At 63.9% G+C, this 12,056-nt stretch carries 7 protein-coding genes; 6 read left to right on the forward strand and 1 reads right to left on the reverse strand.

Annotated features, from left to right (window positions below):
• The first annotated feature begins 248 nt into the window (after positions 1-248).
• From AC1VS5_RS01990 to AC1VS5_RS02000, 3 genes are read left to right on the forward strand one after another with little or no spacing between them, the layout of a single operon-like run.
• Positions 249-743 (forward strand): MarR family winged helix-turn-helix transcriptional regulator, encoded by a 495-nt coding sequence (locus tag AC1VS5_RS01990; RefSeq protein ID WP_481217528.1) that lies wholly within the window; start codon positions 249-251, stop codon positions 741-743.
• A complete protein-coding gene (locus AC1VS5_RS01995; protein ID WP_481217529.1) occupies positions 736-2,640 on the forward strand; it encodes an ABC transporter ATP-binding protein in 1,905 nt (634 codons plus the stop codon). Before AC1VS5_RS01990 ends, AC1VS5_RS01995 begins: the two co-directional genes overlap by 8 nt.
• Positions 2,633-4,642, forward strand: coding sequence for an ABC transporter ATP-binding protein (locus tag AC1VS5_RS02000; protein ID WP_481217530.1), 2,010 nt, complete (start codon positions 2,633-2,635; stop codon positions 4,640-4,642). Before AC1VS5_RS01995 ends, AC1VS5_RS02000 begins: the two co-directional genes overlap by 8 nt.
• A 160-nt stretch (positions 4,643-4,802) precedes the next feature.
• Here the strand turns inward: AC1VS5_RS02000 and AC1VS5_RS02005 are convergent, their stop codons facing one another.
• The gene (locus tag AC1VS5_RS02005) at positions 4,803-5,624 is read right to left on the reverse strand and encodes an HAD-IIB family hydrolase (protein WP_419057835.1); all 822 of its coding nucleotides are present in this window, start codon (positions 5,622-5,624) and stop codon (positions 4,803-4,805) included.
• Positions 5,625-5,751: 127 nt separating this feature from the next.
• Between AC1VS5_RS02005 and AC1VS5_RS02010 the strand changes: the two genes are divergently transcribed.
• The 3 genes from AC1VS5_RS02010 (at position 5,752) to AC1VS5_RS02020 (ending at position 11,996) form a co-directional block, all read left to right on the forward strand.
• Positions 5,752-8,232 (forward strand): THUMP domain-containing protein, encoded by a 2,481-nt coding sequence (locus tag AC1VS5_RS02010; RefSeq protein ID WP_481217531.1) that lies wholly within the window; start codon positions 5,752-5,754, stop codon positions 8,230-8,232.
• Between the two features lie 229 nt (positions 8,233-8,461).
• On the forward strand, positions 8,462-10,675 hold the full coding sequence (locus tag AC1VS5_RS02015) for a KUP/HAK/KT family potassium transporter (protein ID WP_087186463.1): 2,214 nt from the start codon (positions 8,462-8,464) through the stop codon (positions 10,673-10,675).
• Positions 10,676-10,835: 160 nt separating this feature from the next.
• On the forward strand, positions 10,836-11,996 hold the full coding sequence (locus tag AC1VS5_RS02020; RefSeq protein ID WP_481217532.1) for an IS256 family transposase: 1,161 nt from the start codon (positions 10,836-10,838) through the stop codon (positions 11,994-11,996).
• Positions 11,997-12,056: the final 60 nt, after the last annotated feature.

A 12,056-nucleotide genomic window follows, 5' to 3' on the forward strand; every position in this document is an offset into this window, starting at 1 on the left:
GCCCAGCGCGACCGAAGCTGCGGTGAAGGGCGAGCGGCGCCGAGCCATCCTGGGTCATTCTGGGACGGGTCCGTTTTGACTCATTCAGGCGAACTGAGGGGCGCTATTTCAAAATGAGTCAAAACGGACCCGTCCCAGAATGACCCAGGATGACCCAGACTAATTTGGTACCTTGACATCTTCTTGCACAGTAGTAGTCTATGTTGGTTCAAAATCCACCAACCAGTTGAAAGGAGATCCCAATCCACATGGATGCCATTCCGGACACAGCTGGCGCGACCCGCGCGGAAGCGACCGGCCAGGACTCCTCCTGCCCCGGCATGCCCGACCCCACGCGAGCAGACCTCATCATCCGCAACCTGGGGTTCTGTGGCCACTACCTGCATTTTCACGGCGGAGGACGCTCGGGACGGGAGCCCATTCTCTGCCTGCTCCACTGCATGGGCGGCCAAATGTCCCAACAGGCCCTCGGCGCGCGCTTTGAGCTCAAGCCCGGGTCGCTCTCCGAGATCCTCGCCAAAATCGAGGCATCGGGCCTCATTGAGCGCACGCGCGATCCGCATGACCGCCGTCAGCTCTTCGTCCACCTCACGAAGGAAGGCGAGCGCGAGGCCCTGCAGGCTCTTAAGGCTCGGGAGGCTTTTCGCAGCAAGGCGTTTTCGAACCTCACAGACGAGGAGCAGGAAACGCTGCTCATGCTCTTAGGAAAAGTACGGAATCGATGGGAGGAACTCAATGCTTAAAACACTCATGGCGAGCATCCGTGAGTATAAGCGCGCGGCCATTGCGACGCCCATCATCGTGACGGGCGAGGTGGTCATGGAGGTGGCCATTCCGTTCGTCACGGCGCAGCTCATCAACGCCATCCAGCTGGGCGCCGGCCTTGCTCAGCTGCTGCCCTACGCGGGCGTGCTCGTGTGCATGGCGCTGGCATCGCTCGCCTTCGGCATCGGCGCGGGCCTCACGTGCAGCCAGGCAAGCTGCGGCTTCGCCAAGAACCTGCGCCACGACGTGTTCGCCGCCGTGCAGACCTTCAGCTTCGCCAATATCGACCAGTTCTCGTCGAGCTCGCTTGTCACGCGCCTGACCACCGACATCACCAACGTGCAGCTGGCCTACATGATGGTCATCCGCACCGCCGTGCGCTGCCCCCTGCTGCTCATCAGCAGCATCGTCATGGCCTTCATCATGGCGGGCCCCATGGCCACGGTGTTCGTGATCGTCGTGCCCCTGCTCGGCTTCGGCCTGTATAAAGTCGTGCGCACGGTACACCCCATCTTCCGCTCCGTGTTCCATAAGTACGATGCCCTGAACGAGTCCATCGAGGAAAACGTCACCGGCATGCGCGATGTGAAGAGCTACGTGCGCCAGGACTTCGAGAAGCAGAAGTTCAGCCGCGCTGCGCAGGATGTCTGCCGCGACTTCACCCGCGCCGAGAAGATCCTCGCGCTCAACACCCCCATGATGAACTTCGCCGTCTACACGGTGTTCGTCGTGGTCATCCAGTTCGGCAGCTACCTCATCATCTCGAGCCGCGGCACCCTCCTCAACGTGGGCCAGTTCAGCGCGCTCACCACCTATGGCTTCATGATCCTCATGGCCCTCATGATGGTATCGATGGTCTTCGCCATGATCGTCATGGCGCAGGAGAGCGCCGAGCGTATCGTCGAGGTCATCGAGACCGAACCCACCATCAAGGACCCGGCCAACCCCGTCACCGAGATGAAGGACGGCTCGATCGACTTCGACCACGTTACATTCAACTACTCCGAGAAGGCCGAGCACCGCGCCCTCGCCGAGATCGACCTGCACATCAAGAGCGGCGAGACCTTGGGCATCATGGGCGGCACCGGTTCGGCCAAAACCTCGCTCGTGAACCTCATCAGCCGCCTGTACGACGTGACCGAGGGCTCCGTGAAGGTGGGCGGCGTCGACGTGCGCGACTATGATCTGGAGTTCCTGCGCAACAACGTGGCCGTGGTGCTGCAGAAGAACGTGCTCTTCAGCGGCACCATCAAGGAGAACCTGCGCTGGGGCGACCCGAACGCCACGTACGACGAGCTCGTCGAGGTGTGCAAGCTCGCCCAAGCCGATGAGTTCATCCAGACCTTCCCGCAGAAGTACGACACCTATATCGAGCAGGGCGGCACGAACGTATCGGGCGGCCAGAAGCAGCGCCTGTGCATCGCCCGCGCGCTGCTGAAGCACCCCAAGGTGCTGATCTTGGACGATTCCACCAGCGCCGTGGACACCAAGACCGATGCGCTCATCCGCGAAGGCTTGGCGAGCTACCTGCCCGAGACCACCAAGATCATCATCGCCCAGCGTACGAGCTCCGTGGAGCACGCCGACCGCATCCTTGTACTGGACAACGGCCATATCGCGGGCCTGGGAACGCACGCCGAGCTCATGCAGACGTGCGACATCTACCGCGATACCTATGAGAGCCAGAACCGCACCGGCGAGGAGGACGAGGTCGCGGCTGCAACCGCCGACGAGACCGCCGCGCCCGCAGCCGCAGCCGCCGACGAGACCGCCGCGCCCGCTGCCGCCGATACGTCCGCCAACGACGCGGCCACCGAAACCGTGACCGCCGCCGAAGCATCCGCCACCATGGAGGGAGGTGCCGCACATGAGTAGCAACAACTCGGCAGAGACCGCTTTCAAGAACACCCTGGGCGTAAACACCCCCGAGGCCCCCAAGCCCGAAGACACGCGCCAGAACGTCGCGGGCCGCAAGAAGCCGCCCGTCAAGAAGTCCGGCGTGCGCACCAAGACGCTCAGCCGTCTCATCAAGACGCTGTTCCAGTTCTATCCCAAGGCGCTTCCGCTCGTAATCTGCTGCATCGTGGTCTCGGCTATCCTGTCGTCGCTGCCGGCCACCTTCATGCAGCGCGCGCTCGAGATCGTGACCGCCACATGGGAATCGGGCGACTGGGAGTCCGTTGCCGGGCGCATCGGCTCGCTCGTAATCACGCTTATCGGCATCTACTGCGTATCGCTCATCCTTAACTTCACCTGGACGCGCACCATGGCCGTTATCACCCAGGGTTCGCTTGAGAAGTTCCGCGAGAAGCTCTTCGACCACATGCAGGACCTGCCGATCAGCTATTTCGACACGCACCAGCGCGGCGACATCATGAGCCACTACACCAACGACATCGACGCTCTGCGCCAGATGATCGGCCAGTCGCTGCCCAACATCACGCTCACGATGGTGACGCTCATCTCGGTGTTCTGCGTGATGATCTACTACAGCGTGTGGATGGCCATCATCGTGGTGGCCGGCATGGGCTTCATGGCCTACATGACCAAGGTGCTGGGCAGCCGCTCCGCGCGCAACTTCATCGCGCAGCAGAAGGAAATCGGCATCGTCGAGGGCCATGTCGAGGAGATTATGAACGGCCAGCGCGTGGTGAAGGTCTTCTGCCACGAAGAGGCTGCTCAGGAGGACTTCGACGTGCGCAACGAGGAGCTCTTCCGCGCCGCGCGCGCCGCGAACATGTACACCAACACCCTGGGCCCCATCCTCATGAACCTGGGCAACCTCATGTACGTCATCGTTGCGCTCATGGGCGGCGTGTTCATCGAGCTGGGCGTGCCCAACCTGTCCATCTCGGGCCTTGGGTTCTCCATCGCGGTGACGGTGCCGTTCCTCAACATGACGCGCCAGTTCTCCGGCCAGATCGGCCAGATCTCGCAGCAGATCAACTCGGTGGTCATGGGCCTCGCGGGAGCTGAGCGCCTCTTTGAGCTCATGGACGAAGAGCCCGAGCACGACGAGGGCTACGTGACGCTCGTGAACACCAAGATGGAGAACGGCGAGCTCGTTGAGACCAACGACACCAACAGCGGCCGCTGGGCGTGGAAGCACCCGCATCACGACGGCACCACAACGCTCGTTCCCCTGCGCGGCGATGTGCGCCTCAACCATGTGGACTTCGGCTACAAGCCCGGGCACACGGTCCTGCACGACGTGAGCGTGTGGGCGGAGCCGGGGCAGAAAATCGCCTTCGTGGGCGCAACCGGCGCCGGCAAGACGACGATCACCAACCTCATCAACCGGTTCTACGATATCGAGGATGGCAAGATCCGCTACGACGGCATCAACATCAACAAGATCAAGAAGAGCGATCTGCGCCGTTCGCTCGGCATGGTGCTTCAGGACGTGAACCTGTTCACCGGCACCGTCATGGACAACATCCGCTACGGCAGGCTCGACGCCTCCGACGAGGAATGCATCGCCGCGGCCAAGCTTGCCGGCGCGCATAGCTTCATCCAGCGACTGCCCGAGGGCTACAACACCATGCTCACCGACAACGGCTCGAACCTGAGCCAGGGCCAGCGCCAGCTGCTCTCGATCTCGCGCGCGGCGGTGGCCGACCCGCCGGTCATGATCTTGGACGAGGCAACGAGCTCAATCGACACGCGCACCGAGGCCATCGTGCAGAAGGGCATGGACGCGCTCATGAGCGGGCGCACCACCTTCGTGATCGCACACCGGCTTTCCACCGTGCGCAACTCCGATGCGATCATCGTGCTCGACCACGGCCGCATCATCGAGCGCGGCAGCCACGACGAGCTCATCGCGAAGCGCGGCGTGTACTATCAGCTCTATACTGGTGCATTTGAATTGGAGTAGCCAGCTCGATAGGATTTGCGCTACAGCAAGGGCCCCGGGCGATTGCCTGGGGCCCTTTTTCTTGCCCGTCAACATTGTGCGCAGAGCGTGGTTCGCAGGCACCGGGTGCCTGCGATTCAACATGGTTCGTAGACACCGGGTGCCTGCGATTCACGCTCGGTTAGATTAAGCCGAAATGCCGGAGGGCGGTGACCACGCCATCGTGCTCGACGGGATCGGTAACGTAATCGGCTACCTCCTTGACCCCCGGCATCGCGTTACCCATTGCGACGAAGGTTCCTACGGCATCTGCCATGGAGAGGTCGTTCTCAGAATCGCCGAACGCAATCGCACGCTCGGGCCCAATCCCCAACATCTCGAGGACACGGCGCACGCCCGCGCCCTTGTTCACGCCCTTGAGCGTCATCTCGTAGACAGGCAGGCCGAGCGCGAACTCTTCGAAATGCTCATCGAAAAACGCGCGGTTCTCCGGCGTCATGAGCCGAGCGCGGTCGCTTTCCTGCAGCACGAACTTGCTAAAGCGCAGCTCGCCCATTCCGGTGAACTCCTCCACGCTATGCACCACGCCCACGCCCATCGCGTTCTTGTAGTCCATGCCCTTGGGCACCAGGGTCACGCATGAGCGCGAGCCCTCGAACATAATGAGGGAGTCGGCCTCGTACGCGCGGCGGGCAACATCGATGAGGAGCTCCGCCGGAACGACCTCGTCGCTCACGACCTCGCCGCCCACGCTTACGCACGCGCCATCGGCCGTAACCAGGCCGTCGACATCAAGCGAAAGCAGCTTGTCCGAAACCAAGGTGAGCGAGCGCCCCGTGCAGATGAACGGGTGATGCCCGCGCTGGCGCAGGGCGTGGAACGCCTCGGCCACAGCAGGGCTCGGAACCGCCGTGGCCACCGTGGCATCAACATCGGCTCCCGGCTTATACCAGATAATCGTGCCGTCCACATCAAAGAAAAGAGCCATCGGCTGCTCAGACATGCCCAACCGCCCCCTATATCCGTTTTAGCTTATGCCGTTTGACATTATGCCATGCCGCGCGCGGGGAATCGCATCAGCTGCAGGCCTTCTCGTATAATGGGCGCACCCACGCTGGAGAGGACGCACCATGGAATTCTACGCAAGCTGCCCGGCTGCCTTCGAGCAAGCGCTCGCACGCGAGCTGCGCGCCTTGGGCATACGGCGCCCGCGCCCCCTTAAGGGACGCGTCTCGTTCGAGGGCTCGGTGCGCGACGCCTATCGCGTCTGCCTGTGGTCGCACCTTGCCAGCCGCGTGCTGCTCGTACTCGGGCGCTTCGCATGCGCCACGCCCAGCGACCTGTACCAAGGAACGTACGACCTCCCCTGGCACGAAATCATCCGTCCGGGCACGAGCATCGCCGTTTCTGCCCATGGCACCAATCCCGAGCTTCGAAACTCGCGGTTCAGCATGCAGAAAGCCAAGGATGGCATCGTCGACCGCATGGTAGACGAGACGGGCGCGCGCCCGGCGGTCGATACGCACGCCCCCGACGCCCGCATCGTGCTCACGATTCGCGGCGACCGAGCGAGCATGAGCCTCGACTTGAGTGGAGAACCGCTCTTCAAGCGTTTGTCACGCACCGTGCTGGCTCGCGCGCCCCAAGGTGTCGACATCCTGCGCCCCGACTACGCTGCGCTGGTGCTGGCCGAGACGGGCTTCCCCGAGCTTTGCCAAAGCGCCCGCGATGCGGGCACCGAGCCTCCCGTGCTCGTGGACCTTGCCTGTGCCGATGGCGGCGTTCTGCTGGAAGCAGCAGCCTGGCTGACCGACCGCGCACCCGGCGCCGCGCGCACGCGCTGGGGTTTCCAGGGGTGGGCCCGCCATGACCGCGCCATATGGCGCGAGCTTCTCGCCGAGGCCCGCGAGCGCGAGCAGGCAGCGAGCCGGCGGCCCGGGCGCATCATCGCAACCGACCCCGATGAGCGCGCGGTCGAAGCATCCAAGCGCGTCGTCGCGGCAGGCCGCATTGCATGCGCGGTGGACATCATCGATCCCAAGGCAGACGCGCTGCGCAGGGCGCTCGGACGAAATGTGCCGGCAGGCGTCATCGTGGCGGATACCTCGGTCATGGCACCGGACGTGGTCCCATACGCGCTTCGCCTCGCCACAGATGCAACCGCTCTCGCCCCATGCGCATCCATGCCCATCGCCTGGCTCTCGCGCCCCCATGGCGGGCTCCGCATCCCCGGGCGCGCACCAAGCTCTACCAGCACGCTCTTGCTCGGAAGCGATGAGCTGCAGCTCGTTTGCTTTGCATCCGCTTCGGCCGAGGCGGCGGGCACGCCATACCCCGGTGCGGGGGCGGGCGAACCCCATGCCGGCAAAGGCTCTGGCAGCAACCGCGCCGCTGACCAGAAGCCCTCTCGCGCCGCTCGCGCCACGGTCGATGTTGGTGACGGCAAGCCCATCCCCCTCCTCGTTCCCGAGTCCGAACAGTTCGCACGGCGCCTCATCAAGGTCGCGCGCCAGCGTCGCAAGTGGGCAAGGCGCGAAGGCATCACCTGCTACCGCGTTTACGACGCCGATCTTCCCGACTATTCCGCTGCCATCGACCTTTATGAGGGGACGCCCGTGGAGGCGGACCGCGGTCATAAAGATCGAGGTCTGGCCGGCGGCGGCTGCAACAGCCTCGGCGAGGAGCATGGGCACGACGGTGACCGCAACAAACTCGACGCTGTACAAGGCCACGCCTCCGAGCCCGCAACGGAGCGCTGGATCGTCGTCGCGGAGTACGCGGCGCCTAAGACGGTCGACCCCGAGCTGGCCCGCGACCGCATGCTCGACATCCTCGCCATCGCTCCGCGCGTGCTCGGCGTTCCGCCTGAGCATGTCCACGCCAAGACGCGGCAGCGCTCGCGCGGAGGCTCGCAGTACGGCAAGCAGAGCGCAAGCGTGCGCCATGGAGGAAGCCCGCAGGCAGGTGCCGCCTCACCGCAGGGCGATGTCCTCATCCGCGAGGGCGGCCTCTCCTTTACGGTCAACTTCAACGACTACCTCGACACCGGCATCTTCCTGGACCACCGCATCACGCGCGGCCTCGTGCGCGAGCATGCGCGGCAAGCTCGCACGTTCCTCAACCTCTTTGCCTATACGGGCACGGCGACCTGCTACGCCGCAGATGCGGGTGTTGAGGAAACCGTAACCGTAGACCTCTCCAACACCTATCTCGACTGGGCCGAGCGCAATATGGCGCTCAACGGCTTCACCGGCAGCGCGCACCACTTCGTTCGAGACGACGTGCTCGCGTGGGTTGAACAGCAGGTTCGCGGACGCAACCGCTGGGACCTCATCTTCTGCGACCCGCCCACATTCTCGAACTCCTCACGCATGGGCGAGCGCACGTGGGACGTGCAGCGCGACCACGTTGAGCTGCTGAAAGGCGTTGTAGGCCTGCTCGAACAGGGCGGCGTGGCCATCTTCTCGTGCAACCTGCGCAGCTTTAAACCGGACGTTGAGGCGCTCAGGGCTGCGGGCATAGGCCTCGAAGACATCACCGAGCGCACCATTCCCGAAGATTTCCAGCGCAACAAGCGCATCCACCATTGCTACCTCGTCCGGAGGCTCTAGACCGCCGGCCTCGGCGCGCGGGAGCTGCGGCATGCCGGCAATCGTCACGGCCGACGAGCCGCCGGCTTCAGCGCGCGGGAGCTGCCCTGCGGAACGACTCCAAGCGCGCCGAGCGGCCCGCCCCCCGCGGCATAACGCGACCTATAGCACATTGCAGGCGCTATCGCTATAATGACGTGCCACGGCGCAGATTCGCGCCGACGTGCCATGCTTCTCAAGGAGTTATGCAATGTCTTCTGAAGACAAGAACCGAGAGCTTGACGAGGCCTCGGAAGAAACCGACGGGGTGGCCGCGCCACCCGATTCGACTTCGTCCCTATCGATCAAACCGAATCTTTCATCCGGCAAGGGGAACAAGCGCGGGCGCAAGCGCGCGGCGGCATCGAGCAGCAAGCGCAAGTCCGTTCGCCCGCCCAAGACCATCAAGGGCGCTTCTCACCCGCAGACTCACGTCATCCCGGTGAGCCTCGCCGCGATGCTCGTGACCATCGGCGTCGTGTACGGCGACATCGGAACATCGCCGATGTACGTCACCAAGGCGCTGCTCGCCGGCAACGGCGGCATCATGAGCGTCACCGAGGAATTCGTGCTCGGCGCGCTCTCGCTCGTGATCTGGACGGTAACGCTGCTCACCACGGTGAAATACGTCCTCATCTCGCTCAAGGCCGATAACTACGGCGAAGGCGGCATCTTCGCGCTCTACAGCATCGTGAGGCGCTACGGCAAGTGGCTCATCATCCCCGCCATGCTCGGCGGCTCCGCGCTGCTGGCCGACGGCGTGCTCACGCCCGCCGTGACGATCACCACCGGCGTGGAGGGCCTGCGCACCATCCCCGAGACCCATGCGATCATCGGCGACAACCAGATGAACGTGGTGGTAATCACCCTCATCATCGTGTGCATCCTCTTCGTGGTACAGCGTGCCGGAACGAGCAAGATCGGCCGCGCGTTCGGGCCGGTCATGCTCGGCTGGTTCCTCTTCCTGGGAATCACAGGCCTGCTCTTCACCTTCACGAACCCCAAGATCCTGCTTGCCATCAACCCGGTGTACGGCCTGCAATTCCTGTTCAGCCCCAACAACCACGCGGGCATCATGATCTTGGGCAGCTGCTTCCTCGCCACCACCGGCGCCGAGGCGCTCTACTCGGACATGGGCCACGTGGGCAAGGGCAACATTTATGCAACCTGGCCCTTCGTGAAGGCGTGCCTCATCCTGAGCTACCTCGGCCAGGGCGCGTGGCTGCTCGCTAATGCCGGCAACCCGGAACTCGCCGCCATCGAGGACCTCAACCCCTTCTTCCAGATGCTCCCCGGCGTGGTGCGTCCGTTCGGCGTGGTCTTCTCCGTGCTCGCGGCCATCATCGCCTCCCAGGCGCTCATCACCGGCGCGTTCTCGCTCGTTTCCGAGGCGAGCCGCTTGGACCTCATGCCGCACCTGCAGGTGTTCTATCCGTCCGAGACCAAGGGCCAGCTCTACATCCCGCTCGTCAACAAGGTCATGTGGGCGGGCTGCATCATCGTGGTGCTGCTGTTCCAGAGCTCCGCGCACATGGAGGCAGCATACGGCCTGGCCATCACCATCACGATGCTTTGCACGACGGTGCTGCTTTTCATCTACCTGCACCGCGTACGCAAGGTGAAGTTCTTCCCGTTCATCTTCCTTGCTTTCTTCGTGATGCTCGAGGGCTTCTTCTTCGGCTCTTCGCTCACCAAGTTCTTCCACGGCGGCTACTTCACCATCTTGCTTGCCGCGCTCATCATGGGCGTCATGCTTTGCTGGTATGCGGGCACGGCTGTAGAGCGCCGGCAGGCCACGCTGCTCCCGGTGCGCAAGTACCTCGACCAGCTGGCGCGCTTGCGTGACGACACCACCTACGACCGCCTGTGCGATAACCTGGTCTATCTCACCAATGGCACCAACACGGACTATCTCGACCGCGACATCCTCTATTCCATCCTCGACAAGCACCCCAAGCGCGCGCGTGCCTGGTGGTTCATCAACGTCGAGGTCATGGACGACCCGCACACCTGCGCGTACTCAATCGAGGACTTTGGCACCGATTACGTGTTCCGCGTGCATCTGTTCTTGGGATACAAGGTCAACCAGCGCATCAACGCGTACCTGCGCCAGATCGTGCAGGACCTCTCGGCCACCGGCGAGCTGCCGCCCCAGACGCGCGACTACTCGGTTTACAAGCGCCCGAGCCCCATCGGCTCCTTCCAGTTCTGCATGATTCGAAAGACTTTGGCACCCGAGAGCGACGTCGTGAGCCGCGAGCGCACGGCCATTGGCCTCAAGTACGCCATCCGCAGCTTTGCTGGATCGCCCGCGCAGTGGTATGGCCTCGAGAACTCGAGTGTGTTCGTTGAGTACGTGCCGCTCTTCACCAAGTTCAAGAGCGCCGAGAAGCTCGTACGCATCGCCCCGGACGACAGGCCGTAGAGAGCGTCAGCGGCGGCTGTTTAGGAACGCGCCTATGCCACGGTAACGTACAATTTCTTGCGCACTTTGACAGCGGAATAGCGTCCAGACAGAGAGGAGGGCACGGCCCGCCCCGGTATGATTCGAGTTGCCTAGACAAGAAACATGCTGGAGGTAGACCATGCCCGATCCCATTGTATCTTTGAACGAGGAATCCCTGAGGGCCGATCTCGGCGAGCTCGTCAGGAGGACCGTCGAGGACACGCTGAACGGCCTCCTCGAGGAGGAGGCCGGAGACCTCGTCGGCGCCGAGCGCTACGAGCGCACCGCCGACCGGGAAGCCTACCGCGCCGGACACTACGAGCGGAAGCTCGCGACGACGTCCGGCGAGGTGACGATCAGGATGCCCAAGCTCAAGGGCATGCGCTTCACCACGGCGATCATCGAGCGCTACCGCAGGCGGGAGACCAGCGTCGAGGAGGCGATGATCGAGATGTACCTCGCGGGCGTCTCGACGAGGCGCATCGAGGACGTGAGCGAGATCCTGTGGGGCTCGAGCGTGTCCGCCTCGACCGTCTCCAACCTCAACGAGAAGGCCTTCGAGGCGGTGGAGGCATGGAGGAACCGCCCGCTCGAGAGGGCCTACCCCTACGTCTACGTGGACGGGATATACCTCAAGAGGTCGTGGGGAGGCTCGTACGAGAACGTGGCCGTGATGGTCGCCATAGGCGTCAACGACGACGGGTACCGCGAGGTCATAGGCGCGGCCGAGGGCTTCACGGAGTCGGCGGAGTGCTGGCGCGAGTTCCTCTCGTGGCTCAAGTCGCGCGGGCTGCGCGGCGTGCGCATGTTCACGGGCGACAAGGCGGCCGGGATGGTCGGCTCGATCGCCGAGGTGTTCCCGGAGGCCGCCTACCAGCGCTGCACGGTCCACTTCTACCGCAACGTGCTGGCCAGGGTGCCCAAGTCCAAGCGGCCGAAGGTCGCGGCCATGCTCAAGGCAGTCCACGCCATGGAGTCGCGCGAGGCCGCCGAGGCCAAGGCGCTCGAGGTGGCCTCGGAGCTCCGGGCGGCCAAGCTGAACGAGGCCGCCAAGGTCGTCATGGACGGCTACGCAGAGACCCTGGCGTACACCAGGTTCCCCCGCGAGCACTGGCGGAGGATCAGGACCAACAACGCCATCGAGCGGCTGAACCGCGAGATCCGCAGGCGAACCCGCGTGGTCGGGACGTTCCCCGACGGGAAAAGCGCCCTCATGCTCGTGACCGCGAGGCTGAAGTACGTCGCGGAGAGCGAGTGGGGCGCCCGCCGCTACCTGGACGTGACGCTGCTGGACGAGTAGACGCACCGGAAGGCGGGCCTATGGGGCTGTCCAAAAGTGCGCAAGAATCTTGACGGTACC

The organism is Enorma sp., from assembly GCF_982429025.1.